26 protein-coding genes and 2 pseudogenes are annotated in these 26905 nt (G+C 59.4%); 13 read left to right on the forward strand and 15 right to left on the reverse strand.

The genetic code is table 11. The features are described 5' to 3' along the window. Nucleotides 1–5: 5 nt before the first annotated feature. A complete protein-coding gene (gene aroQ / locus F8N49_RS04560; protein ID WP_151550906.1) occupies nt 6–446 on the reverse strand; it encodes a type II 3-dehydroquinate dehydratase in 441 nt (146 codons plus the stop codon). Nucleotides 447–739: 293 nt separating this feature from the next. Here aroQ and F8N49_RS04565 point away from each other — a divergent pair. Beyond that, nucleotides 740–1184 (forward strand): annotated as a pseudogene (locus tag F8N49_RS04565) (DUF2442 domain-containing protein). A gap of 54 nt (nt 1185–1238) precedes the next feature. Here F8N49_RS04565 and trmA read toward each other — a convergent pair. Both trmA and F8N49_RS04575 read right to left on the reverse strand, forming a co-directional pair. Further along, nucleotides 1239–2318: a tRNA (uridine(54)-C5)-methyltransferase TrmA gene (gene trmA / locus F8N49_RS04570; RefSeq protein WP_151550907.1), complete on the reverse strand. Its 1080-nt coding sequence runs from the start codon at nt 2316–2318 to the stop codon at nt 1239–1241. Further along, entirely contained in the window at nt 2315–3610 is a 1296-nt protein-coding gene (locus F8N49_RS04575; protein WP_016773083.1) for an NCS2 family permease, read from the reverse strand. The genes trmA and F8N49_RS04575 overlap by 4 nt, the downstream gene beginning before the upstream one ends. Nucleotides 3611–3830: 220 nt before the next feature. On the opposite strand from F8N49_RS04575, the gene F8N49_RS04580 reads away from it, so the two are divergent. Together F8N49_RS04580 and F8N49_RS04585 are read left to right on the forward strand one after the other, a co-directional pair. Beyond that, on the forward strand, nt 3831–4277 hold the full coding sequence (locus tag F8N49_RS04580) for a DUF4879 domain-containing protein (RefSeq protein WP_024014412.1): 447 nt from the start codon (nt 3831–3833) through the stop codon (nt 4275–4277). Between the two features lie 67 nt (nt 4278–4344). Then, entirely contained in the window at nt 4345–4896 is a 552-nt protein-coding gene (locus tag F8N49_RS04585; protein WP_151550908.1) for a DJ-1 family glyoxalase III, read from the forward strand. Nucleotides 4897–4900: 4 nt separating this feature from the next. Here the strand turns inward: F8N49_RS04585 and F8N49_RS04590 are convergent, their stop codons facing one another. From F8N49_RS04590 to F8N49_RS04600, 3 genes are all read right to left on the reverse strand, one after another. After that, the gene (locus F8N49_RS04590; RefSeq protein ID WP_016773085.1) at nt 4901–5188 is read right to left on the reverse strand and encodes a HigA family addiction module antitoxin; all 288 of its coding nucleotides are present in this window, start codon (nt 5186–5188) and stop codon (nt 4901–4903) included. A gap of 14 nt (nt 5189–5202) precedes the next feature. Then, entirely contained in the window at nt 5203–5481 is a 279-nt protein-coding gene (locus F8N49_RS04595; protein WP_151550914.1) for a type II toxin-antitoxin system RelE/ParE family toxin, read from the reverse strand. A gap of 100 nt (nt 5482–5581) precedes the next feature. Then, complete coding sequence (locus F8N49_RS04600; protein ID WP_130928157.1) at nt 5582–6817, reverse strand: MFS transporter; 1236 nt, start codon at nt 6815–6817, stop codon at nt 5582–5584. 470 nt (nt 6818–7287) lie between these two features. Between F8N49_RS04600 and F8N49_RS04605 the strand changes: the two genes are divergently transcribed. The 3 genes from F8N49_RS04605 to F8N49_RS04615 all read left to right on the forward strand — a co-directional run bounded on the left by F8N49_RS04605 (nt 7288) and on the right by F8N49_RS04615 (nt 9989). Next, complete coding sequence (locus tag F8N49_RS04605; protein WP_024014409.1) at nt 7288–8733, forward strand: cytochrome ubiquinol oxidase subunit I; 1446 nt, start codon at nt 7288–7290, stop codon at nt 8731–8733. Between the two features lie 3 nt (nt 8734–8736). Then, entirely contained in the window at nt 8737–9744 is a 1008-nt protein-coding gene (cydB, locus tag F8N49_RS04610) for a cytochrome d ubiquinol oxidase subunit II (RefSeq protein ID WP_071173660.1), read from the forward strand. 77 nt (nt 9745–9821) lie between these two features. Beyond that, entirely contained in the window at nt 9822–9989 is a 168-nt protein-coding gene (locus F8N49_RS04615; protein WP_016773090.1) for a DUF2474 domain-containing protein, read from the forward strand. Nucleotides 9990–10061: 72 nt separating this feature from the next. Here the strand turns inward: F8N49_RS04615 and F8N49_RS04620 are convergent, their stop codons facing one another. Next, on the reverse strand, nt 10062–11186 hold the full coding sequence (locus F8N49_RS04620; protein ID WP_122747551.1) for a class I SAM-dependent methyltransferase: 1125 nt from the start codon (nt 11184–11186) through the stop codon (nt 10062–10064). A 174-nt stretch (nt 11187–11360) separates the two neighbouring features. After that, nucleotides 11361–12069: pseudogene (locus tag F8N49_RS04630) on the reverse strand (autoinducer binding domain-containing protein). 312 nt (nt 12070–12381) lie between these two features. Between F8N49_RS04630 and F8N49_RS04635 the strand changes: the two are divergent. Next, entirely contained in the window at nt 12382–13158 is a 777-nt protein-coding gene (locus F8N49_RS04635; RefSeq protein WP_122603864.1) for a ferredoxin--NADP reductase, read from the forward strand. Nucleotides 13159–13203: 45 nt separating this feature from the next. Here F8N49_RS04635 and mscL read toward each other — a convergent pair whose 3' ends face one another. Next, on the reverse strand, nt 13204–13617 hold the full coding sequence (mscL, locus tag F8N49_RS04640; protein ID WP_024014404.1) for a large-conductance mechanosensitive channel protein MscL: 414 nt from the start codon (nt 13615–13617) through the stop codon (nt 13204–13206). Between the two features lie 285 nt (nt 13618–13902). Between mscL and F8N49_RS04645 the strand changes: the two genes are divergently transcribed. The 3 genes from F8N49_RS04645 to radA are packed head-to-tail and all read left to right on the forward strand — an operon-like array spanning nt 13903 to nt 17465. After that, nucleotides 13903–15444 carry a catalase gene (locus F8N49_RS04645; protein ID WP_151550909.1) on the forward strand — a complete coding sequence of 514 codons (1542 nt, stop codon included), beginning with the start codon at nt 13903–13905 and terminating at the stop codon, nt 15442–15444. 60 nt (nt 15445–15504) lie between these two features. Next, nucleotides 15505–16050: an ankyrin repeat domain-containing protein gene (locus F8N49_RS04650; protein WP_151550910.1), complete on the forward strand. Its 546-nt coding sequence runs from the start codon at nt 15505–15507 to the stop codon at nt 16048–16050. A gap of 47 nt (nt 16051–16097) precedes the next feature. Then, nucleotides 16098–17465, forward strand: coding sequence for a DNA repair protein RadA (radA, locus tag F8N49_RS04655; protein WP_024014403.1), 1368 nt, complete (start codon nt 16098–16100; stop codon nt 17463–17465). A 185-nt stretch (nt 17466–17650) separates the two neighbouring features. Here the strand turns inward: radA and F8N49_RS04660 are convergent, their stop codons facing one another. After that, the gene (locus F8N49_RS04660; RefSeq protein WP_071173654.1) at nt 17651–18019 is read right to left on the reverse strand and encodes a PilZ domain-containing protein; all 369 of its coding nucleotides are present in this window, start codon (nt 18017–18019) and stop codon (nt 17651–17653) included. A gap of 159 nt (nt 18020–18178) precedes the next feature. On the opposite strand from F8N49_RS04660, the gene F8N49_RS04665 reads away from it, so the two are divergent. The 3 genes from F8N49_RS04665 (at nt 18179) to yjiA (ending at nt 21582) form a co-directional block, all read left to right on the forward strand. Further along, nucleotides 18179–20245: a carbon starvation CstA family protein gene (locus F8N49_RS04665; RefSeq protein ID WP_016773099.1), complete on the forward strand. Its 2067-nt coding sequence runs from the start codon at nt 18179–18181 to the stop codon at nt 20243–20245. A gap of 15 nt (nt 20246–20260) precedes the next feature. Next, the gene (locus F8N49_RS04670; protein ID WP_003228401.1) at nt 20261–20458 is read left to right on the forward strand and encodes a YbdD/YjiX family protein; all 198 of its coding nucleotides are present in this window, start codon (nt 20261–20263) and stop codon (nt 20456–20458) included. Between the two features lie 152 nt (nt 20459–20610). After that, nucleotides 20611–21582: a GTPase gene (gene yjiA, locus F8N49_RS04675; protein WP_151550911.1), complete on the forward strand. Its 972-nt coding sequence runs from the start codon at nt 20611–20613 to the stop codon at nt 21580–21582. A 53-nt stretch (nt 21583–21635) separates the two neighbouring features. Here the strand turns inward: yjiA and F8N49_RS04680 are convergent, their stop codons facing one another. From F8N49_RS04680 to glyA, 5 genes are all read right to left on the reverse strand, one after another. Beyond that, the gene (locus tag F8N49_RS04680; RefSeq protein WP_151550912.1) at nt 21636–22340 is read right to left on the reverse strand and encodes a GntR family transcriptional regulator; all 705 of its coding nucleotides are present in this window, start codon (nt 22338–22340) and stop codon (nt 21636–21638) included. An 18-nt stretch (nt 22341–22358) separates the two neighbouring features. After that, a complete protein-coding gene (locus F8N49_RS04685; RefSeq protein ID WP_122747315.1) occupies nt 22359–23069 on the reverse strand; it encodes a FadR/GntR family transcriptional regulator in 711 nt (236 codons plus the stop codon). Nucleotides 23070–23118: 49 nt separating this feature from the next. Further along, nucleotides 23119–24432, reverse strand: a complete 1314-nt coding sequence (locus tag F8N49_RS04690) for a C4-dicarboxylate transporter DctA (protein WP_151550913.1) — start codon at nt 24430–24432, stop codon at nt 23119–23121. 240 nt (nt 24433–24672) lie between these two features. Continuing rightward, nucleotides 24673–25248 carry a hypothetical protein gene (locus tag F8N49_RS04695; protein ID WP_071173651.1) on the reverse strand — a complete coding sequence of 192 codons (576 nt, stop codon included), beginning with the start codon at nt 25246–25248 and terminating at the stop codon, nt 24673–24675. A gap of 208 nt (nt 25249–25456) precedes the next feature. Continuing rightward, nucleotides 25457–26710 carry a serine hydroxymethyltransferase gene (gene glyA, locus F8N49_RS04700; RefSeq protein WP_016773106.1) on the reverse strand — a complete coding sequence of 418 codons (1254 nt, stop codon included), beginning with the start codon at nt 26708–26710 and terminating at the stop codon, nt 25457–25459. Between the last annotated feature and the right edge of the window lie 195 nt (nt 26711–26905).

Here is a 26905-nt window from a genome sequence, read left to right on the forward strand (position 1 = left end):
GGTTCTTACCTCTGCAACCGCTGACTGAAATGCTCCAGCGCCAGGCGATAGCCATGGCTGCCGAACCCGCACATCACCGCCGTGGCAATGCCGGAAACAAACGAGTGATGACGGAACGGCTCGCGGGCATGCACGTTGGACAGATGCACCTCGATCACCGGCAGTTCACTGGCGACCAGCGCATCGCGAATCGCCACGGACGTGTGCGTCCACGCCGCCGGATTGATCACGATCCCGGCACAACGACCGCGGGCGGCGTGAATCCAGTCGAGCAGCTCGCCTTCATGATTGGTCTGGCGAAACTCCACGGTCAGACCGAACTCATCAGCCGCGCGACCACACAACGCCGAAATATCCGCCAGGGTTTCTTGACCATAAGTCGCCGGCTCGCGAGTGCCGAGCAGGTTCAGGTTCGGGCCGTTAAGCACCAGAACGGTAGGAGACATGGGGTAACTCCACTTCTTGTTTTTGGCATCGGCCGAGAGGGTTCAGCCTGTGGAGATAAAATGTACTAGATGGTTACATCGGTCAATTGCCGAGAAATGACCAAGGCGTTTTGTGTTCGGTGATCGCACAGGCGCGCAATCAGGTGAGCCGTGAGAACTTTGCTTACTCTTTTTCTGCTCCTGCCGCTGTTCCGGAACGGATGACCACGCTAGCCTTCGGCGCGCTATGACCCCGATGAAGACAGGTTGCTGCTGTCCTTGATCGGCAAGTTGGAAGGAGTTGAGATCGAATTATGAAGGTCATCAAGGCAAAACCGTCGGTGCATCGCCCCCTGACGGAAGAGATGCTCGATGCCGCCATCACACTTGGCGAAGCACGACAGGCCAATAGTTTGCAGGCCGTGTCAGTGAGCTTCGAAGAATCCTCTCTGGTCATTCGTTTCGAGGACGGCAGCGGTGTGTTGCTTCCGGTGAAGCTGTATCCCGAATTCGCGGGGTTTGAAGCGGCCGATTATGCAAGCCTGACGATCGGCTTCGCCGGCACTGCGCTGTGCCATGAGGGCAAGGATCTGGATTTCCATTGCCGGCATGATTTCAGCGAGCCCGCCGCTTATGCGGATGGCCGCGTCGGTCGTCGCCTCGCGCAACGGGCGTCAAAGCAGCGCTGCGAAATCTGCGGCAGCGCGAGCCAATGGCAAAAAAGGCGGGCGTCCACGCAAAACGGATATCGCGCCATAGCACCCACAAAAAAGCCGTCAATCACGACGGCTTTTCCGTATCCGCTACCCGCAATCAACGCCGGGTCAGCAGCACACCGGATTCCATGTGATGGGTCCACGGGAACTGGTCAAACATCGCGCACTTGGTAATGCGGTGGGTGTCATGCAACTGGGCGATGTTAGCCGCCAGGGTGTCCGGGTTGCAGGAAATGTAGAGGATGTTGTCGAAGCGCCGGGTCAGTTCGCAGGTGTCCGGATCCATGCCGGCGCGCGGTGGGTCGACGAAGACGCTGCCGAATTCGTAGCTCTTCAGATCGATGCCGTGCAGGCGACGGAACGGGCGCACTTCGTTGAGCGCTTCGGTCAGCTCCTCGGCGGACAAACGCACCAGCGTGACGTTATCCACAGCGTTTTCGCTGAGATTGCTCAGGGCCGCGTTGACCGAAGTCTTGCTGATCTCGGTGGCGAGCACTTTGCGCACGCGAGTCGCCAGCGGCAGGGTGAAGTTACCGTTGCCGCAGTACAGCTCGAGCAGATCGTCGCTGCGATCGCCCAAGGCTTCGTATGCCCAATTGAGCATCTTCTGGTTCACCGTGCCGTTGGGCTGGGTGAACGCGCCTTCGGGCTGGCGATAGCTGAAGGTGCGACCGCCGACTTCGAGTTTCTCGACGACATAGTCCTGACCGAGCACTTCGCGCTTGCCTTTGGAACGGCCGATGATGCTCACGCCGAGATCTGCCGACAGCTTCGTTGCTGCCGCATGCCAGTGCTCGTCCAGCGGACGGTGATAGCACAGGGTGATCATCGCGTCGCCGGCCAGCGTGGTCAGAAATTCGACCTGGAACAGCTTGTGGCTCAGCGCCGAACTGGCTTGCCACGCGGCCTTCAATTGCGGCATCAACTGGTTGATGCGCAGGCTGGCAATCGGGAATTCTTCGATAAGGATCGGCGTGCGTTTGTCGTCCTGAGAGAACATCGCGTAATGCCGTTCGCCGCCCTCGCGCCAGAGGCGAAATTCGGCGCGCAGGCGGAAGTTCTGCAGCGGCGAATCAAAGACCGACGGCTCGGGTGCATCGAACGGCGCCAGCAGATCACGCAAGCGCGTGACCTTGGCTTCGAGTTGTTCGGCGTAGGCTTGAGAATCGAAAGTCATGCGTTGAACCAACCCAGCTTGATCACAAACAGAATCGACAGAATCACCAGTGCCGGGTTCAGCTCACGGGCACGGCCGGACAGCAGCTTGATGGCGGTCCAGGCGATGAAGCCGAAGGCGATGCCGTTGGCGATCGAATAGGTGAACGGCATGGCCAGTGCGGTGACCACAACCGGCGCCGCCACGGTGATGTCGTCCCAGTCTATTTCCGCAAGGCCCGAAGTCATCAGCACGGCGACGAACAGCAGCGCTGGCGCGGTGGCGAAGGCCGGAACGCTGGCTGCCAGTGGCGAGAAGAACAGCGCCAGCAGGAACAGGATTGCCACGACGATGGCGGTCAGGCCCGTGCGGCCACCGGCACTGACGCCGGCTGCGGATTCGATGTAACTGGTGGTGGTCGACGTGCCCAGCAGCGAGCCGGCCATGGCCGCCGTACTGTCGGCGATCAGCGCACGGCCCATTTTCGGCATGTGGCCGTCCTTGCCCATCAGGCCGGCGCGCTTGGCGACGCCGATCAGGGTCCCGGAGTTGTCGAACAGGTCGACGAACAGGAAGGCGAAGATCACGCTGACCAGACCGATGTCCAGTGCGCCTTTGATGTCCAGTTGCAGGAAGGTCGGCGCCAGCGACGGCGGCATCGACATGATGCCGCCGAACTCGGTGACGTTCAGTACGATCGAGGCGATGGTTACGGCGAGAATGCCAATCAGCACCGCGCCGCGCACTTTCAGTGCTTCGAGGGCGACGATCACGGCAAAGCCGACGGTGGCCAGAATCGGCGCCGGTTTGGTCAAATCGCCGAGGCCGACCATGGTCGCCGGGTTGCTGACCACGATACCGGCGTTGTGCAGGGCGATCAGCGCCAGGAACAGGCCGATACCGGCGGCAATCGCCGAGCGCAGTGGCAGCGGAATGGCGTTGATGATCCATTCACGGATGCGGAAGATCGACAGCAGGAAAAACAGCACGGCGGAAATGAACACCGCACCCAGCGCCACCTGCCAGGTGTGGCCCATGTGCAGCACCACGGTGTAGGTAAAGAAGGCGTTCAGGCCCATGCCCGGAGCGAGAGCGATCGGGTAGTTGGCGATCAGGCCCATCACGGTCGAGCCGATTGCAGCCGCCAGACAGGTGGCGACGAAGATCGCGCCTTTGTCCATGCCGGTCTCGCCGAGGATGCTCGGGTTGACGAACAGAATGTAAGCCATGGCCAGGAAAGTCGTGACGCCCGCAAGAATTTCGGTGCGCACGTTGGTGTTGTGTGCCTTGAGTTGAAACAGCCTTTCCAGCATGTCTGCTCCCCGTGGCGCGCGTGGCGCCGTGAATGTATCGACCTCAACAGCAAAGCACAGACCGTCGCAAGCGCCTGGAAAATTGTCGTGGGCCGGAAAAAGCCGCGCATCATACCAGCCGCGTGAGGAATTTGGCGGATGTTGGTGTCGATCGTCGGCGAAGTTTTGCGCAGCCGACAACTGCGCCATACTGCGCGCTGATTTTTTGGAGTGGGCAGGCATGCGCAACGGCGGGATCAGGATTTTCGGATGGATTGCAGCACTGCTGCTGACAGCTCCGGCGTTCGCGGCATCGGCACCGCCGTTGACCGAGGTGAAGGTGATCAAAGTGCAATCGCCATCCTGCGGTCTGGAAGATATCGCCGATAACCAGCCGCAAACCCAGTGCAATCACAGCGGGCCGAATATCAAGGTCTATGTGCTGGAAGTCGGCTATGGCCAGAACCAGCCGCACGTGACTTTGGATGGCTTCGAGGTCAACGGCACCCGAGGTCCGGTGTGCGCCTTCGATAATGGCAATCTCACTGAATGCACCCCTGGCAGCAAAACCGTCGGTTCTCTTTATACCTTCGATCTGGCCGGCAAACAGCAAGGCACCTTCAACTTCAGCAACACCTCGATCAACGCCCCGCGCAACACGCTTTCGACTCAGCTTTACATCAAGTAACGGCTGTCTGCGAACAGGCTGGGACAAAGCTGACTACGCTTGATTGACTATCCAGCGGAAAGCGCCCATGACTTCCAGAGCCCTGATTGCCCTCGCCGAGGGCATCGACGATTTGCAAAGCGTGACCCTGATTGACGTGCTGCGCCGCGCCGGCATCGAAGTGGTCGCCGCCAGCATCGAAGGCCGGCGCATGCTGACCTGCGCACGCGGCACCCGGCTAACTGCCGACGGCATGCTCGTCGATGTACTGGCACAGACTTTTGACCTCATTGTCCTGCCGGGCGGTGTCGTCGGTTCGCAGCATCTGGCGGCGCATCAGCCCTTGCAGCAGTTGCTCAAGGACCAAGCCAGCGCCGGCCGCCTGTTCGCCGCCATCGGCGAAGCCCCAGCTACCGCCCTCCAGGCATCAGGCGTGCTGCGCCAGCGACGCGTGACCTGCCTGCCCGGTGCCAGCCATCAGTTGTCCGGCTGTACGTTTGTTGATCAACCGGTGGTGGTCGACGGCAACTGCATCACCGCCCAAGGCTCGGGCGCGGCACTGGAATTTGCCCTGACCCTGGTCGAGCAGCTTGGCGGCAAGGCGTTGCGGGCGAGGGTGGCGGGGGAGTTGATGGCCTGACGGGTCAGCCGTGGGCTGCGAGGGGTTCTATCATTGGTTGCTCACGGTGCTCCGCTTGCCAAAGATCGTAGTCGGTTTGGACGCCTAGCCAAACGCGCGCCTTGCCGATCCCTGCACGCTCAAGTCGTACTGCCAGATCCGGGCTGATTGGCGCGTGTCCGTGCAGTACGCGTGAAAGATGCGGGCGTGCAAAGCCAAGGTGCCGGGCCAATTCGCTCACGCTGATACCAAGCTCGGGCAAGACATCCAGCAGCAGGGTTTCACCGGGGTGTGGCGGGTTGTGCATGGGCATGAGCCTGCCTCCTGTCAGTCGTAGTCCAGATAATCGACCAATTCGATATCCGAACCGACAAAACGAAAGATCACTCGCCAGTTGCCTGAAACGCTGAGCGACCAGTATTCACTCAGCTCGCCTTTCAACGGATGCAGGCGCCAGCCCGGCAAGTCCAGATCGCCGGGAAGTGTCGCTCGATCCATGAACTGCAACATGCGCGACAGCCGTTTTGCATGGTCGGCACGAATTCCACGAGTCGTACCTGTTTCATAGAAGCCACGAAGGCCTTTGTGCTGAAAGGATTTGATCATGGCGGCGAGTGTAAGGCGATACATTACACCCGGTGCGGTAACTATGTACCGCACGTTGTCGCTTGATATGTGCTGAGCAGGTGAGTTTTTTCCAAAAACCTCAGGCCTTCTCTTCCACCGGCACATGCATCCGATCCCGATTCGCCAACGTCGGAAACAGTTTGATCCACGTCCCCGTCACCACCAGCGTGCCGATCCCGCCCATGACCACCGCCGGCACGGTGCCGAACCAGTGGGCGGTGAGGCCGGATTCGAATTCGCCCAACTGGTTCGATGCGCCGATGAACAGGCCGTTCACCGCGCTGACCCGGCCGCGCATTTCGTCGGGAGTTTCCAGCTGTACGAACGAGGCACGGATGACCATGCTGATCATGTCCGCTGCGCCGAGCACCACCAGCACCGCCAGGGAGAACCAGAACGAGGTCGACAAACCAAACGCGATAGTGGCGACGCCGAAGATGCCGACGGCGGTGAACATCACCCGGCCGACATTGCGTTCCACGGCAAATCGCGCCAGAAACAGTGACATCAGCAACGCACCCACCGCCGGCGCCGAGCGCAACAGGCCAAGACCCCACGGGCCGGTCAGCAGAATGTCCTTGGCGAACACCGGCAGCAACGCCGTGGCGCCGCCGAGCAACACGGCGAACAGGTCCAGCGAGATCGCGCCGAGGATGTCCGGGCGGCTGCGGATGAAGCGAATCCCCGCCAGCAGCGAGTCCAGCGTGGCTTTGCCTTTATTCAATGGCGTCTGGCGTGCCGGCAGGTTGAGCATCAGCGAACAGGCGATCACATACAGCAGCACCGTTGGGCCGTAGACCCAGACGCTGCCGAGTGCATAGAGCAAACCGCCGAGGGCCGGGGCGACGATAGTGGCCGACTGCTGCGCCGATTGCGCGGCGGCAACTGCGCGGGGGAAAAGCGCACTGGGGACGATGCTGGGCAGCAAGGCCTGAGTCGTCGGCATCTCGAACGAACGGGCGGCGCCGAGCAGAAAGGCGAGGATGAAAATCATCTCGCGGGTGACATGATCGGTTGCGCTGCCGATGGCCAGCGCCAAGGCAATCAACGCCTGCAACGACTGGCAAAGCGCGGCGACCTTGCGCCGATCGTAGCGATCAGCGACATGCCCGGTGTGCAGCATGAACAGCACCCGTGGGGCGAATTCGACCAGCCCGACCAGGCCCAGATCCAGCACGTTGCCGGTCAGTTGATACAGGTTCCAGCCAATTGCCACGGTGAGCATCTGGAACCCGCTGGCGGTGAAAATCCGCGCCAGCCAGAAAGCCATGAACGGACGATGGTGACGTAACAGCAGGGGCTCTTGTGTGGGCATCTGAAGGCAGGTCTTGGACGAGTGAACGGCGAGATTATCACCAGTCTGTAACAGGAAGTTGCTAGGAGAAACAATTCAGTTAGCCAGACATCGATCTTTCATGCTGACAATCAACCCTGTGATGAGGGATTTATCCCCGTTGGGTCGCGCAGCGGCCCCAAAATCTATAAACGACGACCACTGCTGCGCAGCCGGACGGGGATAAATCCCCTGGCCACAGGAGTGAGGCAACTTGTCACGCGGCAAACCACCACGCAGTTCATTGGCAAAAATGGGACTACTCTTTCAACGTTGCTTGATCCAGATCAAGACCCTGACCGGAACTGATCTGGCGGCCATTTGGCCAGACTCCCTGCGTTGCGATGGTTGCAAAAAAAGAACGAATCCGAATTCGCCGCACTCCATATCCGTGGGGGCAGTGGTGCAGGCCTCCGGGCCAGCTACCCGTATTACCTGACAGAGGAAGCCATATGTTCGGTTTAGAGGCTCTGGATCTCGCCCGAATTCAGTTCGCGTTCACCATCTCGTTCCACATTCTGTTCCCGGCCATCACCATCGGCCTGGCGAGTTACCTGGCAGTGCTCGAAGGTTTGTGGCTGAAGACCCGCAACGACACCTACCGCGATCTCTACCATTTCTGGTCGAAGATTTTTGCCGTGAACTTCGGCATGGGCGTGGTTTCCGGGCTGGTCATGGCTTATCAGTTCGGCACCAACTGGAGTCGGTTCTCCGACTTCGCCGGTGCCGTCACCGGGCCGTTGCTGACCTATGAAGTGCTTACGGCGTTCTTCCTTGAGGCCGGTTTCCTCGGCGTCATGCTGTTCGGCTGGAACAAGGTCGGGCGCGGCCTGCACTTCTTCTCGACGGTGATGGTAGCGATCGGCACGCTGATTTCGACCTTCTGGATTCTCGCCTCCAACAGTTGGATGCAGACCCCGCAAGGCTTTGAAATCGTCAACGGTCAGGTGATCCCCACCGACTGGCTGGCAATCATCTTCAACCCGTCATTCCCTTACCGGCTGATGCACATGGCCACGGCCGCGTTCGTCGCGACGGCGTTCTTCGTCGGCTCGTCGGCGGCCTGGCATCTGCTGCGCGGCAGGGACAACCCGGCGATCCGCACCATGCTGTCGATGGCGATGTGGATGGCGTTGATCGTCGCGCCGATCCAGGCTGTGATCGGCGACTTCCACGGCCTCAACACGCTCAAGCATCAGCCAGCGAAAATCGCTGCGATCGAAGGCCACTGGGAAAACCATGGCGACGAAGCGACGCCGCTGATCCTGTTCGGCTGGCCGGACATGAAAGAAGAGCGCACCAAGTTCGCTGTGGAGATTCCCTACCTCGGCAGCCTGATTCTGACCCACTCGCTGGATAAACAAGTACCGGCGCTGAAGGAATTCCCACCGGAAGACCGGCCGAATTCGACCATCGTGTTCTGGTCGTTCCGGATCATGGTCGGCCTCGGTTTCCTGATGATCTTCACCGGTTTGTGGAGTCTGTGGCTGCGCAAGCGTGACTCGCTGTATACCTCGCGGCCGTTCCTGCATCTGGCCTTGTGGATGGGGCCGTCCGGTCTGATCGCGATTCTCGCTGGCTGGTTCACCACGGAAATCGGCCGTCAGCCATGGGTGGTCTACGGCCTGATGCGCACTGCCGATGCTTCGTCCAACCACAGCTTCATGCAGATGAGCATCACCCTGATCATGTTCGTCGTGGTCTATTTCGCCCTGTTCGGCGCCGGTCTCGGCTACATGATGCGCCTGGTGCGCAAAGGGCCGAAGATCAGCGAAGGCAGCGAAACACCGGACGGTGGTCCAGGCAAGAAACGCACCCCGGCACGTCCGTTGTCCGCAGCCGACGACCCGGCCGAGGGCGAGCACGAAGACAACACTCGCTTGACCAAGGAGATTTGACTCATGGGTATCGATCTTCCGCTGATCTGGGCCGTGATCATCATCTTCGGGATCATGATGTACGTGGTCATGGATGGCTTCGACCTGGGCATCGGCATTCTCTTCCCGTTCGTGCCCGGCAAAACCGATCGCGACGTGATGATGAACACCGTCGCCCCGGTCTGGGACGGCAACGAAACCTGGCTGGTGCTGGGTGGCGCGGCGTTGTTCGGCGCCTTCCCGCTGGCCTATTCGGTGGTGTTGTCGGCGCTGTACCTGCCGCTGATCTTCATGCTCATGGGCCTGATCTTTCGCGGCGTGGCTTTCGAGTTCCGCTTCAAGGCCAGGGATGAAAAGCGTCACCTGTGGGACAAGGCATTTATCGGTGGTTCGATCGCGGCGACGTTCTTTCAGGGCGTGGCGCTGGGAGCGTTCATCGATGGTCTGCCGGTGGTCAATCGCCAGTTCGCCGGTGGTTCACTGGACTGGCTGACGCCGTTCACGCTGTTCTGCGGTGCGGCGCTGGTGGTGGCCTATGCCTTGCTCGGCTGTACTTGGCTGATCATGAAAACCGAAGGCAAGTTGCAGGAGCAGATGCATGACCTGGCGCGACCGCTGGCGTTTGTCCTGTTGGCAGTGATAGGTATCGTCAGCCTGTGGACGCCTCTGTCGCATCCGGAAATCGCCTCGCGCTGGTTCAGCATGCCGAATCTGTTCTGGTTCATGCCGGTGCCGATTCTGGTGCTCGTCACCTTGTACGGCCTGATTCGCGCGGTGGCACGTAACGCCAACTACACGCCGTTCCTGCTGACCCTGGTGCTGATCTTCCTCGGCTACAGCGGTCTGGGCATCAGCCTGTGGCCGAACATCGTGCCGCCGTCGATATCGATCTGGGACGCCGCCGCGCCGCCGCAAAGTCAGGGCTTCATGCTGGTCGGCACGTTGTTCATCATTCCGTTCATCCTGGGGTATACCTTCTGGAGCTACTACGTGTTCCGCGGCAAGGTCACCCACGAAGACGGTTACCACTAAGCGAAACCCTGTGGGAGCGGGCTTGCCCGCGATGGCGTCGCCAGCGGCGCCATCAATTTTGAAGAGGTTTGAAGAAAATGACCGGCAAACATTCCCTGCACGACATTGAAGAAGCCGAAAAAAAGCCGCTGTGGCAGCGGCTCGGCTGGTTGGCCCTGATCTGGGTTGGCAGTGTCGGCGTGTTGTTCATCGCCGCCAGCCTGATGCGCATGTTCATGAATGCCGCAGGTTTGACCACCCACTGACACATCCCGTCCCGGCGCCTTCGGGTATGGATTTGCAACCCTCCTCACGGAGGGTTTTTTTACGCCGCAGTTTTATTTGCGCGCCTTGAGGATGACGAATTTCGGCGTCGCCGCCACTTGCTCGACACCACGAAACAGGCGCGCCAGTTTGCTGTGATAGCCCAGATGCCGATTGCCGACAATGTACAGCGCACCGCCGACCACCAGTGCCTCGCGCGCCTGTTGGAACATGCGCCAGGCGAGGAAATCGCCGACCACCTGCTGCTGATGGAACGGTGGGTTGCACAGCACCACGTCCAGCGACTGCGGTGCCTGCCCGGCCAGACCATCGCCAGCGCGCACGATCACTTCGCGATCGGCCAATGCCCCGCGCCAGTTTTCGGCAGCCGACTGCACTGCCATGAACGATTCGTCGACCAGCGTGTAGTGCGCATCCGGGTTCTGCAGGGCGCTGGCAATTGCCAGAACACCGTTGCCGCAACCCAAGTCCGCGACCCGTGCGTTGCCAAGGTTCTTCGGCAGATGTGGCAGAAAGGCGCGAGTGCCGATGTCGAGGCCTTCGCGGCAGAACACATTGGCGTGGTTAAGTAATTCGATTGCCGGCTCGTCGAGGCGGTAACGAGTCGGGTAAGGAGACGTGGCGGGCGCTTTGCTTTCAGGCGTGGCGATCAGCAGTCGGGCTTTCTTCACGGCCAGCGACGCCTGCACCGGGCCAATGTAGCGCTCCAGCAGATCGCCGGCAGCGCGCGGCAGATGCTTGACCATGGCGGCGGCGATCACTTGCGCGCCGGGAGCGAGTTGTCCTTGCAGGCGGATCAACTGCTCTTCCAATAGCGCCAGCGTCTTGGGAACGCGGATCAGCACCCGGTCAAACGGCCCGACCAAGGGCTCACTGGCCGGAATCGGACGAATCGCATCGAACGCCTGACCATTGCGCAGCAGATTCTTTTCCAGCCCGACGAAACCCAGGAACGAATCGCCGCTACTGCTCACCTCGACCTTGTCCAACAGACTGATCGCCAAGGCGCCAAAGCTGTCATTGAGCACCAGCACGCGGGTGCTGCTCGCAGGTTGTTCGCTGGCGAGATGATTGAGCAGGTATTCGTCCGCCGCATCAAAGGCTTGCAGTGGTTCATTCTGCTGTTCAGGCTGGCGGATCAGGTCGAGCTGGGCGAAAGGCGTTTCGAGCAAAGGCATGGGGCGGGGACTCAGGATATTCGGCAGATATCCCGTTGCCGGCAGATGGTGCGACGGGATCCGACCGAGTGGACTGCGATGCAAGCAGGTTGCGTCATCACTCGGAAAGGCCTGAATGGTACGTTTTTTTGCGCGTAAATACTCGCAGGATTACCGCGCGATATCGCTCAGCTGTCAGATGATGCCGGCACGAGCGGCGGCAATCACTGCGGAAATCTTGTTGCAGACGTTGAATTTTTCGATGACGTTTTGTACGTGATAGTTAACGGTGCGTTCGCTCAGGCTGAGGATTCGCGAAATATCGTGAGCGGTCTTGCCCACGGCGGACAGTTTCATGATTTCCAGCTCCCGGGACGATAGCCTGGGCTTGCTGGGCTTGGCCGGTAGGGGAACAGTGCGGGCATACAACTCGCTGAAGTGCCGGTTGGCGAAAAACAGATAACCGTAATGCTCATACAGCTCGAGCGGGCTGATCGGACAGTGGCTGCGAGCCAGGCTGATGATGCTACACAAGCCGCTGCTCTCGTCATGAAACGCTTGCGACCAGCCATGCTGCAGTCCGTTCTGTTTCAATGCCTGCCACAACTCTGGCGTATCAGTGAAGACTCTTTCTTCCCAGACGATGGGTAATACTGAGTGATTGCAATGCGCTATTATCGGATCAATGTTCTGGTAGTTCTGTTTGTTGTACTGAATGTTCCATTCTTTCGGATAGTTATTGATTTGCAAGGCATTCAGATGGACTTCGCGCTGAGGAGGTGACTGCTATTGCGCAATAGTTAAAGCCCAGATTCTCGGCAAATCTCAGCAGTATCGGGTACGCCGCTTCTATGCCTTTGGCAAATGTCAGTTGTTTCAATTGTGATTCCTTCCACGTTTCCATGAACTTTGCCTCCGTCCTGATATAGGGGCGCCAAATGGATCCAAAAAATCCGGCACGAATCGAAGTGTAGGATCTTTCCTGCGAAACGCCTTACATTTTTTCGAGATTGAAACTTTGGTGTTTTTTATAAAAGCGTTCTTAGCAATACAGGCTGTTATATTTTAACTGGCATCTTAAAGTTATTGCTCTAGATCCAGTATTGCCAGCAAATCGAATGTCTAGCGCTGATCCCGTCAATACCATTACCAATCACGAGTGTTTGGCAGCGCGATTTTGCGGGACACTGTGGGCAATCGTTTCAAGGAGTGCCTCATGACTGCCAGTGCCGAGAAGTACACCACCCAGACCTTGCTCGATGTGCAACCGTTGACGCCGAACCTGTTCACGCTGCGCACCAGCCGTGATCCCGGCTTTCGCTTTCGTGCCGGCCAGTTCGCCCGGCTGGGCGTGACCAAGGCCGATGGCAGCACGGTCTGGCGCGCCTATTCGATGGTGTCGTCGCCGTTCGATGAGTTTCTCGAGTTCTTTTCCATCGTCGTGCCGGGCGGCGAATTCACCAGTGAGCTGAGCCGGCTACAGGTCGGCGATAGCCTGATGGTCGAGCGCCAGGCGTTCGGCTATTTGACGCTGGATCGTTTTGTCGACGGCCGTGACCTGTGGTTATTGTCGACCGGCACCGGGGTGGCGCCGTTTCTGTCGATCCTGCAGGACTTCGAGGTCTGGGAGAAATTCGAGCGAATCATTCTGGTTTACAGCGTGCGGGAGGCGCGGGAACTGGCTTATCAGGAGTTGATCGCCGGGTTGGCGCAACGTGACTATCTGAGCGAATACGCCCACAAGCTGCAATTCATCCCCACTGTGACCCGCGAAGCGCATCCAGGCGCGCTGCAGGGCCGGATTACCACGTTGATCGAGAATGGCGAGTTGGAGCGAGCGGCAGGGGTTGAGCTCTCGCCAGAGCATTCGCGAGTGATGCTGTGCGGCAATCCGCAGATGATCGACGACACCCGCGCCTTGCTGAAACAGCGCGACATGCGCCTGAGCCTGACGCGCAAGCCGGGGCAGGTTGCGGTGGAGAACTACTGGTAACGAAAACGGCACCCGCGGGTGCCGTTTCAATGTGTAGCGAATGCCTCAGGGCCGCTCGTTCTGCGCCTTGAGCAGGTCGCGAATTTCGCCCAACAGTTGCTCCTCCTTGCTCGGGATCGGCGGTGCGGTCGGGGCTACAGCTTCTTCGCGCTTGAGGCGGTTGATGGCCTTGACGCCCATGAAGATCGCAAATGCGACGATCACGAAATCCAGCACCGTCTGCAGGAATTTGCCGTAAGCCAGCACCACGGCGGGCGCATCGCCCTGGGCGGCTTTGAGCGTGACAGCCAGATCACTGAAGTCCACCCCACCGATCAACAGGCCAATCGGCGGCATGATCACGTCGCCGACAAACGACGAAACAATCTTGCCGAACGCTGCGCCAATGATGATACCGACGGCCATGTCGACCACATTGCCTTTGACCGCGAAGGCCTTGAACTCGCTAAGCACGCCCATAGTTATTTCCTTGTTACAGATGAGTTTGGTGTAGGCAGTGTAAATCAGCGAAACGCCTCCTGCGCGAAACACCTTCTTACAATGCCCGTTTTTATCGACACATCGATTGACGATTAGTTTGCAAATTGCCAGCAATCGCGCGCGGAATACGCGCTAACCCGCTGACGGGAAAGCCAATTTCTTCAATCATGGTGTTACGTTCTTTCTATTTATGTTCCTCGGCGGGGGCCTCTAGCCTTGCTGTGGCGCACCTGGATGCGCTCAATAAAACCAGAGGAACCTGATATGACTTCCGCTCTTGGACTGGGGGCTTTTCCCCATCGCCGCACCCTCGGCGTTCTCACCGCCAGCCTGCTGACCTTCTCGGTCAACGCCGCTCCGCTGACCCGCGATAACGGCGCTGCGGTGGGTGACAATCAGAACTCGCAAACTGCCGGCGCCACCGGCCCGGTGCTGCTGCAGGACGTGCAACTGATCCAGAAGCTGCAACGCTTCGACCGTGAACGCATCCCCGAGCGCGTGGTACATGCACGCGGCACCGGCGCCCACGGCACCTTCACCGTGACCGATGACCTCAGCGACCTGAGCAAGGCCAAGGTGTTCGCCGCAGGCCAGAGCACGCCGGTATTCGTGCGTTTCTCGGCGGTGGTGCATGGCAACCATTCCCCGGAAACCCTGCGCGACCCGCGGGGTTTCGCCACCAAGTTCTACACCGCTGACGGCAATTGGGATCTGGTCGGCAACAACTTCCCGACCTTCTTCATCCGCGATGCGATCAAATTCCCGGACATGGTCCACGCCTTCAAGCCCGATCCGCGCACCAACCTCGATGACGATTCGCGCCGGTTCGATTTCTTCTCCCATGTACCGGAAGCCACCCGCACACTGACCGAGTTGTATTCCAATTACGGCACTCCGGCCAGTTATCGGGAGATGGATGGCAATGGTGTTCATGCCTATAAGCTGATCAATGCCAGGAATGAAGTTCACTATGTGAAGTTTCACTGGAAGAGTTTGCAAGGCATCAAGAACCTTACGCCAAAACAAGTCAGCGAAGTTCAAGGTCAGGATTACAGTCATATGACCAACGACTTGGTGAGTAATATCAATAAGGGCAACTTTCCGAAGTGGGACTTGTACGTGCAAGTTCTCAAGCCACAGGATTTGTCCAAGTTTGATTTCGATCCGCTTGATGCAACCAAGATCTGGCCGGGTATTGCCGAGCGCAAAGTTGGACAAATGGTCTTGAACCGTAATCCGGCCAATGTCTTCCAGGAAACTGAACAAGTTGCCATGGCACCGGCCAACGTAGTTCCGGGTATCGAACCTTCGGAAGATCGTTTATTGCAGGGCCGAGTCTTCTCTTATGCCGATACGCAGATGTATCGCCTCGGCGCCAACGCTTTGCAATTGCCGATCAACGCTCCGAAAACCGCAGTGAACAATGGCAATCAGGATGGCGCGATGAGTTTTGGCGCCAGCCAGTCCGGCGTCAACTACCAGCCAAGCCGCCTGCAACCGCGTGAAGAAACGCCAGCGGCGCGTTACAGCCAGTCGGCGCTGGCGGGCAGCACGCAGCAGGCGAAGATTCAGCGTGAGCAGAACTTCAAGCAGGCCGGTGATCTGTATCGCTCGTACAGCAAGCAGGAACGCCGCGACCTGATCGACAGCTTCGGCGGCTCGCTGGCCACCACCGATGATGAGAGCAAGCACATCATCCTGTCCTTCCTGTACAAGGCCGACCCTGAGTACGGCAGCGGTGTGACCGAAGTGGCCAAGGGCGACCTCAGCCGTGTGAAAGCACTGGCGGCCAAACTGACTGACTGATAGCGATGCGGCGCACGCGAGGGTCTGTCTTGCCTCGCGTGCGTTCAAGGAGAGTGCTCGATGCGTATTTTTCTTTTATGCCTGGCCGGGTGCCTGTCGTTCAGCGCGTGGGCGTCACCGGTCGAGCAAAGCCCCGAGGCAATCAAGGCGCAGTTGCAGGATTACTACTTCGACGCCGCCCGCCGTGGCGACGTGCCGATGCTCGAGACCTTTATCGAGTCCGGCTATTCCCTCGATACCCGCGACAGCAAGGGTTACACCGCGCTGATTCTGGCCGCCTACCACGGTCAGGCGCCGGCGGTTGAGCGACTGTTGGCAGCGGGCGCGGACGCCTGTGCTCAGGATCAACGCGGCAACACGGCGCTGATGGGCGCGATTTTCAAAGGCGAGTTGCAGATCGCCCGGCGCCTGATGGCCACCGATTGCAGCCCCGACCAACGTAACGGCGCCGGACAGACAGCGGCGATGTACGCCGGGCTGTTCAAGCGTCTGGAATTGCTTGATGCGTTGAAAGCCAAGGGCGCCGACCTCAACGCCGAGGATCCGCTGGGCAACAGTGCCGCGCGTCTGGCCAGCGGCGAAATCCGTACCGCTGCGCCGCGCTGATCGGCGGTGGCTGCGTTATCATCGCGTCTTTTGTTCCGGGGGTTCTGATGGCCAAGGCCAAGCGCATGTACGGCTGCACCGAGTGCGGCGCAACCTTTCCCAAGTGGGCCGGGCAGTGCGGTGAGTGCGGTGCCTGGAACACCCTGACCGAAACCATGATCGAAAGCGGCGGCGCCACGGCGCCCACCGGGCGCACCGGTTGGGCTGGCCAGCAGGCACAGATCAAGACGCTCGCGGAAGTCAGCATCGAAGAGATTCCACGTTTTTCCACCGCGTCCGGTGAGCTCGACCGCGTGCTCGGCGGCGGGCTGGTCGATGGCTCGGTGGTGCTGATTGGCGGTGATCCGGGGATCGGCAAGTCGACAATCCTGCTCCAGACCCTGTGCAATCTGGCCAAGAGCATGCCAGCGCTGTACGTCACCGGTGAGGAATCCCAGCAGCAAGTGGCGATGCGCGCTCGCCGTCTCGGCCTGCCGCAGGATCAACTGCGGGTGATGACCGAAACCTGCATCGAAACCATCATTGCTACCGCCCGCCAGGAAAAGCCCAAGGTGATGGTGATCGACTCGATCCAGACCATCTTCACCGAGCAACTGCAATCGGCCCCGGGCGGCGTGTCGCAGGTGCGCGAAAGTGCGGCGCTGCTGGTGCGTTACGCCAAGCAGAGCGGCACGGCGATCTTCCTCGTCGGCCACGTCACTAAAGAAGGTGCGCTGGCCGGTCCGCGTGTTCTGGAACACATGGTCGATACGGTGCTGTATTTCGAAGGTGAATCCGATGGTCGTCTGCGTCTGCTGCGGGCGGTGAAAAACCGTTTCGGCGCGGTCAACGAGTTGGGCGTGTTCGGCATGACCGACAAGGGCCTGAAAGAAGTCTCCAACCCATCGGCGATTTTTCTTACCCGCGCTCAGGAAGAAGTCCCGGGCAGTGTGGTCATGGCGACGTGGGAAGGCACCCGACCGATGCTGGTCGAAGTGCAGGCGCTGGTCGATGACAGCCATCTGGCCAACCCGCGTCGGGTGACGCTGGGGCTGGATCAGAACCGATTGGCGATGTTGCTCGCGGTGCTGCACCGTCATGGCGGGATTCCGACCCACGATCAGGACGTGTTCCTCAACGTGGTGGGTGGCGTGAAGGTGCTGGAGACGGCGTCGGATCTGGCGTTGATGGCGGCGGTGATGTCGAGTTTGCGCAACCGGCCGCTGCCCCATGATCTGCTGGTGTTCGGCGAAGTCGGCCTGTCTGGCGAGGTGCGCCCGGTGCCTAGCGGGCAGGAGCGGCTGAAAGAAGCGGCCAAGCACGGCTTCAAACGCGCGATCGTGCCGAAGGGTAATGCTCCGAAGGAATCGCCTCCCGGCTTGCAGATCATCGCCGTGAGCCGCCTTGAACAAGCACTTGACGCACTGTTTGAGTGAACGCCGAACCTCTGTGGTGAGGGGATTTATCCCCGTTGGGGCGCGTAGCGGCCCTGAAAAAACGGGTCTGCTGCGCAGCCCAACGGGGATAAATCCCCTCGCCACATGAATCCTCTCACCCCATAAATCCTCTCACCACATAGATCCCCCTCACCACAGGGCATTCCGAATCGGGATTGGGGGGCCTAGATTTCGATCAGGGCACCCAGTTCGCGCTCCAGCTCGGCCTCATCCGCCAGATTCAGTTCGATCAAGCGGCGCAGGCGCTGGATCGATTCCAGGCTGATGTGCCGGCAGATGAACCCCAAGTGGCCGTTTTCCTCATGGGCCAGATGCACGTCCATCTCGATATCGACGTCTTCGCTCAGATGAATGTCGACGAAGAAGTCCTGCTCTTTATCCCCGAGCCACGGCTCCGGTCGCTCGATCAGCAGGCCCTTGAGCGACAGGTCGATCAACTTGACCGGCCAGATGTACTCGCCCTGTTTCAGCTCGGTTCTGGCATCGAACGCAATACGTTTGAAACGACGTCGATTGGCGGGGTGCTCGCTCATGGCGCAATCCTCATGAAGGTTCGCTGACTATAGACCGCGAATGCGGGCGCCAGCCAATCGCTCAAGCGTCTAGACCTATGTCGGGGTATGGCCTTTGGCGCCGTAAGCGCTAAACTCGGGGTGGCTGTCTTTCTTGTCCACCCTGGCTGGAATAATAAAATGAAAAATAATAATAGCCTGCTGCGCCACTTACCCTGGCTCGTGCTGGCAATCGTAGGAGCGTGCGCCCTTGGCGTAGTGGCATTGCGCCGCGGCGAGGCGATCAACGCCTTGTGGATTGTGGTCGCTGCCGTGGCCATTTATCTGGTTGCGTACCGTTACTACAGTCTGTTCATCGCCAACAACGTGATGCAACTGGATCCGCGTCGGGCCACCCCCGCCGTGCTCAACAACGATGGTCTGGACTATGTGCCGACCAACAAACACATTCTTTTCGGTCACCACTTCGCGGCCATCGCTGGCGCGGGGCCACTGGTCGGTCCGGTGCTGGCGGCGCAGATGGGGTATCTGCCCGGCACACTCTGGCTGATTGCCGGTGTGGTGCTGGCGGGCGCGGTGCAGGACTTCATGGTCCTGTTCATGTCGACCCGACGCAACGGCCGTTCTCTGGGAGATATGGTGCGTGAAGAAATGGGCCGGATTCCCGGAACCATTGCACTGTTCGGCTGCTTCCTGATCATGATCATCATCCTCGCGGTGCTGGCGCTGATCGTGGTCAAGGCCCTGGCCGAGAGCCCGTGGGGCATCTTCACCGTGATGGCGACTATCCCGATCGCGATGTTCATGGGCATCTACATGCGCTACATCCGCCCGGGCCGCATTGGCGAAATCTCCGTGGTCGGTGTGTTGCTGCTGCTCGGTTCGATCTGGCTGGGCGGGCAGATCGCTGCCGATCCGGTATGGGCCAAAGCCTTTACCTTCACCGGTGTGCAGATTACCTGGATGCTGGTCGGCTATGGTTTCGTCGCTGCATCGCTGCCGGTCTGGCTGATTCTGGCGCCACGTGACTACCTGTCGACCTTCCTCAAGATCGGCACCATCGTCGCTCTGGCGATCGGCATCCTGATCACCATGCCCGAGCTAAAAATGCCGGCGTTGACCCAGTTCGTCGACGGCACCGGGCCGGTGTGGAAGGGCGGTCTGTTCCCGTTCCTGTTCATCACCATCGCTTGCGGCGCGGTATCGGGTTTCCACGCACTGATTTCGTCGGGCACCACGCCGAAGCTTTTGGATAACGAAACCAACGCCCGCTACATCGGTTACGGCGGCATGCTGATGGAATCGTTCGTGGCGATCATGGCCATGGTTGCCGCTTCGGTGATCGAGCCGGGCGTGTACTTCGCCATGAACAGCCCGGCCGCAGTCGTCGGCAGTGACGTCGCTTCGGTGGCGCAGGTTGTCACGAGCTGGGGCTTTGCGATCACACCGGAAGCGCTGCAAGCGGTTGCCCATGACATCGGCGAAACCACCATTCTGGCTCGCGCCGGTGGTGCGCCGACCCTGGCGGTCGGTATTGCGCAGATCCTGCACAGTGTCCTGCCGGGTGAAAACACCATGGCGTTCTGGTACCACTTCGCGATCCTGTTCGAAGCGCTGTTCATCCTCACCGCTGTCGACGCCGGTACCCGTGCCGGGCGCTTCATGCTGCAGGACCTGCTCGGCTCCTTCGTACCGGCGCTCAAACGCACCGAGTCGTGGGGTGCCAACCTGATCGCCACCGCCGGTTGTGTGGCGATGTGGGGCTGGTTGCTGTATCAGGGTGTGATCGATCCACTGGGCGGCATCAACACTCTGTGGCCATTGTTCGGCATCTCCAACCAGATGCTCGCCGGTATCGCGCTGATGCTCGGCACCGTGGTCCTGATCAAGATGAAGCGCCAGCGCTACATCTGGGTCACCCTGTTGCCGGCCACTTGGCTGTTGATCTGCACTACCACTGCTGGTTTCATCAAGCTGTTCGACGCCAACCCGGCGATCGGCTTCCTGTCCCTGGCCAAGAAGTACAGCGATGCGCTGGCCAACGGTCAGGTGCTGGCGCCGGCGAAGAGCGTCGAGCAGATGCAGCACGTGATCTTCAACGCCTACACCAACGCCACACTCACCGCGCTGTTCCTGTTCGTGGTGTTCAGCATCCTGTTCTATGCGCTCAAGGTCGGCATCGCCGCCTGGGGCAAGAAAGAGCGTACGGATAAAGAATCGCCATTCCAGGCCCTGCCGGATGCGTAACCAGAGGATTGCAGCATGTTCAATGACCTGAGTCGCCTCGGTAAATACCTCGGTCAGGCCGCGCGCCTGATGGTCGGCATGCCCGACTACGACACCTACGTCGAGCATATGCAAACCAAACACCCGGACAAACCGGTGATGAGCTACGAGATGTTCTTTCGCGAACGTCAGGAAGCCCGTTACGGTGGCAAGGGTGGGCCGAAGTGCTGTTGAGCTGACAGCCTGCGGTTGAGGTAATCCCCTGTGGGAGCGAGCCTGCTCGCGAATACGGAGTGTCAGTTGATGAATGATTTGACTGACACACCGCTTTCGCGAGCAGGCTCGCTCCCACATTTGTTTTTGTGTTCTTTTCAGGAGATCGGGTTTTGTCTTCTCCCATTCCGGTAACGGTTCTCAGCGGTTTCCTCGGCGCCGGCAAGACCACCTTGCTGCGTCATTTATTGAAAGCCGAGCACGGCCTGAAAATCGCCGTGATCGAAAACGAATTCAGCGACGCCGGCATCGATACCCAGCTGTTGGGTGACGAGCCGGTGCAAGTCATGACCCTGGCCAACGGCTGCGTCTGCTGCACCATTCACACCGATCTGACCAAGGCGCTGTACTTGCTGCTTGAGCGCCTGGACAGTGGCGAGATCGCCTTCGACCGTCTGGTGATCGAGTGCACCGGTCTCGCCGATCCGGCGCCGGTGGCGCAGACCTTTTTCATCGATGAAGAGCTGCGCGAGCGTTATCTGCTCGACGGCATCATCACCTTGGTCGACGCCGCTCACGCCGACGTGCACCTGACCCAGACCATTGCCCAGGCGCAGATCGGTTTCGCCGATCGCTTGCTGGTGAGCAAGACCGATCTGGTCGATGAGGCGACGTTCACCGCGCTGAGCGAACGCCTTACGCGAATCAACCGCCGCGCGCCGATCCGTGTGGTCGAGCATGGCAATATCGATCTGGCTGAATTGCTGGATGTACGTGGTTTCAACCTCAATGCTGACCTGGGCGGCGGTCTGAGCCTGCGTCCGGTGAGCAAGGCGCCGTCGATCGATCGCATCTCCAGTCTGGTGCTGCGCACCGATCAGGCGCTGGATATCGATCAGCTCAGCGAGTTCATGAACGAACTGCTGGAAGAGCACGGCAAGCAATTGCTGCGCTACAAAGGCGTGCTGAACATTGCCGGCGAAGATCGGCGGTTGGTATTTCAGGGTGTGCTGAAACTCTATGGTTTCGACTGGGACACCGAATGGGCCGAGGGCGAGGCGCGCGAGAGTGTGATCGTGTTTATTGCCGATGATTTGCCGGAAGAGAAAATTCGGGCGGGGTTTGCCAGGGTTGCTTCTGACTGATGATTTTTCGGTGTCAGCGCTGACGCCATCGCGGGCAAGCCCGCGATGACGATTTAACGCACAACACAATGTTGAAAGGTTGTGCCCAGCAGTGTCTGCTCAAGATGATCCAGATGCCGATTTATCAGCCTCCCGGCTTTGGAAACATCACCTCGCTCCACAACCTCAACCAGCGCCAAATGCTCCTGCCATACGCAACAGCTTCGCGTCGAAGCCTGACTCCGCGCAATCGCCAGCGACGTCAACGGCACCAGACTGCGCAGAAAATGCGCCAGCGGCAGATTTCCCGCCATCCGTGCCAACTGCAGATGAAACTCCCCCGACAACCGAATCGCCGCCCCGCGCCGAGCCTGCTCGATGGCACGCTTCTCGCGCTCTATCAACGTGCGCAAGCATTTCAAATCGTCTGGCTGCGGACGCTGACAGGCCAACCGCACCAAGGTGTTCTCAGCCAGCCGTCGCGCATGCAAGGTCTGCCGGATCAGCTCCCGATCAGGCGCGGCCACTCGTGGTCGATGATTGGCGCGCAACACCACGATCTGCTCATGTGACAACTGCGTCAGCACCCGTCGTACATCGGCGCGGCCGGCGCCGAACATCGCTTGCAGACTGTGCTCGGTGAACCGGCTGTCTTCATCGATACGCTGCTCGAGAATCGCGTCGAACAGTCGCGGATACAGATCTTTCGTCGGCGTGCCCAGGCGAGAGACGGACAGGGCGGTCGAATGCGCATGCGAGGCTGAAGCAAAACTGTTCATGGCCGTTCTCCTGGCAAATCAGGTGGGCAAGTTGTCGTCCGGAATATTCAGCTCAACGCCCATGCGCTGGCCTTCGCGCAGAATGTGCCGACGCATTTCGGCGCTGGCCTGAGCGCTGTTCTTGCTGCGGATCGCGCGGACTACGGCTTCGTTTTCTTCCAGACGTTCGGCCAGATGTTCCGGGGAATTGCGCAACACTTCAGCGCTTTGCTTGAGGGCGTTGCTGGTCTGCTGTACCACGCTCTGGAAAATCGGGTTCGAGGTCAGCGTGAACAGTTCCTCATGGAAGGCGATGTAGGCGCTGACCCCGGCTTCGCTGTCACCGGCCTCAAGGGCTTCGCGCATGTCCATCAGGGTCAGGCGCAATTGGCCGACTTCCTTGCTGCTGATCGATTGCGCGACCAGCCCGACGATGAACGGCTCAAGGGTGTAGCGCAGTTGCAGCACATCTTCCAGGCTGGCGCCGGCGACTGCGCTGTCGTGGCTCTGGCTCTGGCTGTCGCTGGGTTGTGCGTCGAGGACGACTACGCCTTTGCCCGGCATCGAGCGCACCAGGCCGAGTGTTTCGAGGACGATCACCGCTTCGCGCAGGCTCGGCCGGCTGATGCCCAGCTGTTCGGCCAGTTCACGCTGGCCCGGCAGCATGTCGCCGGAGCGCCATTGCCCTCGAGCCAACGCGGCGCGGAGTTTTTCCACCACTGAATTGACGACGGTTGAAGTTGTAATCACGTATTGGCTCCCTGCGCCGTGCCTGCATATTGGCAGGCACGGCACTCATTCAGAATTCTTTGGCCGCCGCCTGAGCGACGGTTTTTCGCGGTTGAAAGTTATAGCCCTGCTCACCGCTGAGCACCTTGTTCGCGCGCTGTACATCGATGTCCTTTTCCCAGCGGGCGATGGCCACGGTGGCGACGCAGTTGCCGATCAGATTGGTCAGCGCGCGGCCGATGCCCATGAACCAGTCCACGGCCAACACCAGCACCAGACCGACCACGGGAATCGCCGGGATCGCCGTCAGCGTCGCGGCGAGAATCACCAGCGCCGAACCGGGAATGCCGTGGGCGCCTTTGGAGGTGATCAGCGACACCAGCAGAATGGTCAGCAAGTCGGTCATCGCCAGTGGCGTGCCGGTGGCGTTGGCGATGAACACGATGGCCAGGGTCAGGTAGATCGAGAAACCGTCGAGGTTGAACGAGTACCCGGTCGGAATCACCAGACCGACCGTCGAGCTGCCGATGCCGAGGTGTTCGAGCTTGCGCATGATCTGTGGCAGCACGGCGTCGGAAGAGGCGGTGCCCATGACGATCAGCAGTTCTTCCCGCAGGTACTTGAGCAGCGGCCACATGCGCAGGCCGGAAACGCGCATCACCAGACCGAGGATCAGCGCGACGAAGGCGACGCAGGTCAGGTAGAACAGGCCGACCAGACTGCCCAGGTGCTGCAACGAATCCAGGCCGTATTTGCTGGTGGTGAAGGCGATGGCACCGAACACGCCGATCGGCGCCAGACGGACGATCATGCCCATGATGCGGAAGATCACGTGGCTGAGTTCGTTGATCAGCCGCGAAATCCCGGAAGCGGCTTCGCCGACCAGATTCAGTGCACTGCCGAACAGCACCGAAAACAGCAGCACTTGCAGAATATTGTTGTCAGCGAAGGCGCCGATCACCGAGGTCGGGATCAGGTCCATCAGAAATTGCGTGGTGGTGTGCATGTGCTGGCTGCGCTCGGCGAGGTCGCCCATGTCGGCGCTGGAGAGCTGCTCCAGATGAATGTTCGCGCCGCTGCCAATGCCGGTGCTGAAGGCGAACACCAGACCGATCACCAGAGCGATGGTGGTCAGCACTTCGAAATAGATCACCGACTTGAGGCCGATGCGCCCGACCTTCTTCAGATCGCCCGCGCCGCTGATGCCGCTGACCACCACGCAGAACACGATCAGGCCAATGAGCATCTTGATCAGTTTGATGAAGCCATCGCCGAGCGGTTTCAGCTGGGCGGAGTATTCAGGAAGGGTCAGCCCGCAGACGATGCCGAGCATCAGTCCGAGAACCACTTGAAGGAAGATTGAGCGCGAGCACCATCTGAGCATGGGAGGAATCCTGGGTCGGTGTCCTGGCTGCCGTACGCGTGGCGCAGCGGATTCAGGACTTAATTATTGTGGTCTTACCGGTATGTCCAGTGCAGGCGCAGTCTAGGCGCAGGTTTTCCCGGATCGCAAGGGAAAATTAGAAAATTGGCATGACCGGTCTTACCAGTTGTCTGGATGGCCCGGTCTTGAGCATTTGAGAAAAAAATCGGCGGCTATGCCTTTTTCCTGGGCGGGCGTGAGTCACGTTTTGATGTCTGGTACATGTCTTTCGACGATGCTCAGGATGAAAGTGATCTTTGAACGTTCTTCGGTTTTGCCCAGATAGACGTAAGGCAGACTTGTGATTTTTATACCGCCCAAATAGGCATGATTTTTCAGTTTGAGAGAAACAGCTGTATGTACGCCCGTTAAGTTGTCCAGCGTTATAGCGGTGCCGCTACGGTCGACAAGAATAAACTTGGTCAAGTTGTCAGTGTCTGGCTTGACGGCCTCGACGGTGTCCAGCCAGTGATTGCTGATTACCTGATTGAAGTAGTTGCCCTGGTTTTTCACGGTGAGGATGTAGCCGTCAGGGGTATGACCGAAATGCAGCTTCAGCGGTTTTATCCGGCCGCTCTGCTCGTTGCTCCGGATGCCGAGCAGGTGGGACTGATCCCGTGTTTGCGGGCGTCCGGTATAGAAACCGCCGCTGAACAGATTGATGGTAGCCATCGCCGGTTTGCCGTACAGCTGTTCAAGAAAGCCAACCCTGTGGTCGAACATTCTCAGTGTTGCGATGAAAGATTTTTCGATATTGCTCGTCATGATGAAATCCATTTATCAAGTCGGGTTTCAGACTAAGCGGTTTTCATTTCTGGCGGTTTGCATGTGTGTTGCAAGAGTTTGGTTTTAACGAAGAGATGAACAATCCTGCTGGACGGGATTAGCAGGTTGCTGCTTTATTCGGGTGGTATTTTTTTATTGAATTCATGGCAATAAAAAACCGGCCATCGTGACCGGTTTTTTATTGCGGATTAACGAGGCATCAAGCGCCGTACACCGGCAGTTTCTTGCAGATGGCTTTGACTTTCTCGCGAACGGCGTCGATCACCGCTTCGTTGTTCAGGTCAGCCAGGATGTCGCAGATCCAGCCAGCCAGCTCTTTGCACTCGGCCTCTTTGAAACCGCGAGTGGTCACAGCCGGAGTACCGAAGCGCAGTCCGGAGGTGACGAACGGCGAGCGTGGATCGTTAGGCACGGAGTTCTTGTTCACGGTGATGAACGCTTTGCCCAGAGCGGCGTCGGCGTCTTTACCGGAGATGTCCTGCTTGATCAGCGACAGCAGGAACAGGTGGTTTTCAGTACCGCCCGATACCACGTCGAAACCGCGTGCGATGAACACTTCGGCCATGGCCTTGGCGTTCTTCACCACTTGTTGCTGGTAAGCCTTGAACTCAGGCTGCAGCGCTTCCTTGAAGCAGATCGCCTTGGCCGCGATCACGTGCTCCAGCGGGCCACCCTGGGCGCCCGGGAATACTGCGGAGTTGAGCTTCTTCTCGATTTCGGCGTTGGCACGGGCCAGGATCAGACCGCCACGTGGACCGCGCAGGGTCTTGTGGGTGGTGGTGGTCACGACGTCGGCGAACGGCACCGGGTTCGGATACACACCAGCGGCAACCAGACCGGCGACGTGAGCCATGTCGACGAACAGGTAGGCGCCGACCTTGTCAGCGATTTCGCGGAAGCGCGGGAAGTCGAGGATCTGCGAGTAGGCCGAGAAACCGGCAACGATCATTTTCGGCTTGTGCTCGACCGCCAGGCGCTCGACTTCGTCGTAGTCGATCAGGCCGTTGGCATCGATACCGTATTGAACGGCGTTGTACAGCTTGCCCGAGGAGGAAACGCTGGCGCCGTGGGTCAGGTGACCACCATGGGCCAGGCTCATGCCCAGAATGGTGTCGCCACCTTGCAGCAGAGCCAGGTAAACAGCGGCGTTGGCCTGGGAACCGGCGTGCGGCTGAACGTTGGCGTAATCGGCGCCGAACAGTTCCTTGGCGCGGTCGATGGCCAGTTGTTCAACCACGTCCACGTATTCGCAACCACCGTAGTAACGCTTGCCCGGATAGCCTTCGGCGTACTTGTTGGTCAGGACCGAGCCTTGAGCTTCCATCACCGCTGGGCTGGTGTAGTTTTCCGAAGCGATCAGCTCAATGTGTTCTTCCTGACGCTGAGCTTCTTGCTCCATGGCGGCAAAAAGGTCGGCGTCGTACTTGGCAATAGTCAAATCACGGCTGAACATGGCGGTCCTCAAGGATCGGGGGCAGAAAAGGGGGGCATTCTAACCCAACCGCTTTTGGATGACATATGAAACGACGTCATGTCGCAGACAAGTGGCGTTCATGACAGATGTGCGGTGCTTTTGCCGGCCCCTTCGCGAGCAAAAGGGGCATTGATCGTTCCCACGCTCTTCGTGGGAATGCAGCACGTGACGCTC

The sequence above is a fragment of the Pseudomonas sp. GXM4 genome (assembly GCF_008923895.1).
In the GTDB taxonomy this organism is placed as follows: Bacteria; Pseudomonadota; Gammaproteobacteria; order Pseudomonadales; family Pseudomonadaceae; genus Aquipseudomonas; species Aquipseudomonas atacamensis.

Coding starts and splice junctions, on each gene's coding strand:
- F8N49_RS04660 (WP_071173654.1), bottom strand. CDS start 18,019: ATGAGCGAGCACCCCGCCAATCGACGTCGTTTCAAACGTATTGCGTTC.
- trmA (WP_151550907.1), bottom strand. CDS start 2,318: ATGACTTTCGATTCTCAAGCCTACGCCGAACAACTCGAAGCCAAGGTC.
- F8N49_RS04585 (WP_151550908.1), top strand. CDS start 4,345: ATGACTTCCAGAGCCCTGATTGCCCTCGCCGAGGGCATCGACGATTTG.
- F8N49_RS04580 (WP_024014412.1), top strand. CDS start 3,831: ATGCGCAACGGCGGGATCAGGATTTTCGGATGGATTGCAGCACTGCTG.
- aroQ (WP_151550906.1), bottom strand. CDS start 446: ATGTCTCCTACCGTTCTGGTGCTTAACGGCCCGAACCTGAACCTGCTC.
- F8N49_RS04575 (WP_016773083.1), bottom strand. CDS start 3,610: ATGCTGGAAAGGCTGTTTCAACTCAAGGCACACAACACCAACGTGCGC.
- F8N49_RS04670 (WP_003228401.1), top strand. CDS start 20,261: ATGTTCAATGACCTGAGTCGCCTCGGTAAATACCTCGGTCAGGCCGCG.
- F8N49_RS04665 (WP_016773099.1), top strand. CDS start 18,179: ATGAAAAATAATAATAGCCTGCTGCGCCACTTACCCTGGCTCGTGCTG.
- F8N49_RS04615 (WP_016773090.1), top strand. CDS start 9,822: ATGACCGGCAAACATTCCCTGCACGACATTGAAGAAGCCGAAAAAAAG.
- cydB (WP_071173660.1), top strand. CDS start 8,737: ATGGGTATCGATCTTCCGCTGATCTGGGCCGTGATCATCATCTTCGGG.
- F8N49_RS04680 (WP_151550912.1), bottom strand. CDS start 22,340: ATGAACAGTTTTGCTTCAGCCTCGCATGCGCATTCGACCGCCCTGTCC.
- F8N49_RS04595 (WP_151550914.1), bottom strand. CDS start 5,481: ATGATCAAATCCTTTCAGCACAAAGGCCTTCGTGGCTTCTATGAAACA.
- glyA (WP_016773106.1), bottom strand. CDS start 26,710: ATGTTCAGCCGTGATTTGACTATTGCCAAGTACGACGCCGACCTTTTT.
- F8N49_RS04645 (WP_151550909.1), top strand. CDS start 13,903: ATGACTTCCGCTCTTGGACTGGGGGCTTTTCCCCATCGCCGCACCCTC.
- F8N49_RS04635 (WP_122603864.1), top strand. CDS start 12,382: ATGACTGCCAGTGCCGAGAAGTACACCACCCAGACCTTGCTCGATGTG.
- F8N49_RS04620 (WP_122747551.1), bottom strand. CDS start 11,186: ATGCCTTTGCTCGAAACGCCTTTCGCCCAGCTCGACCTGATCCGCCAG.
- F8N49_RS04605 (WP_024014409.1), top strand. CDS start 7,288: ATGTTCGGTTTAGAGGCTCTGGATCTCGCCCGAATTCAGTTCGCGTTC.
- F8N49_RS04695 (WP_071173651.1), bottom strand. CDS start 25,248: ATGGATTTCATCATGACGAGCAATATCGAAAAATCTTTCATCGCAACA.
- F8N49_RS04690 (WP_151550913.1), bottom strand. CDS start 24,432: ATGCTCAGATGGTGCTCGCGCTCAATCTTCCTTCAAGTGGTTCTCGGA.
- F8N49_RS04590 (WP_016773085.1), bottom strand. CDS start 5,188: ATGCCCATGCACAACCCGCCACACCCCGGTGAAACCCTGCTGCTGGAT.
- F8N49_RS04600 (WP_130928157.1), bottom strand. CDS start 6,817: ATGCCCACACAAGAGCCCCTGCTGTTACGTCACCATCGTCCGTTCATG.
- mscL (WP_024014404.1), bottom strand. CDS start 13,617: ATGGGCGTGCTTAGCGAGTTCAAGGCCTTCGCGGTCAAAGGCAATGTG.
- F8N49_RS04650 (WP_151550910.1), top strand. CDS start 15,505: ATGCGTATTTTTCTTTTATGCCTGGCCGGGTGCCTGTCGTTCAGCGCG.
- radA (WP_024014403.1), top strand. CDS start 16,098: ATGGCCAAGGCCAAGCGCATGTACGGCTGCACCGAGTGCGGCGCAACC.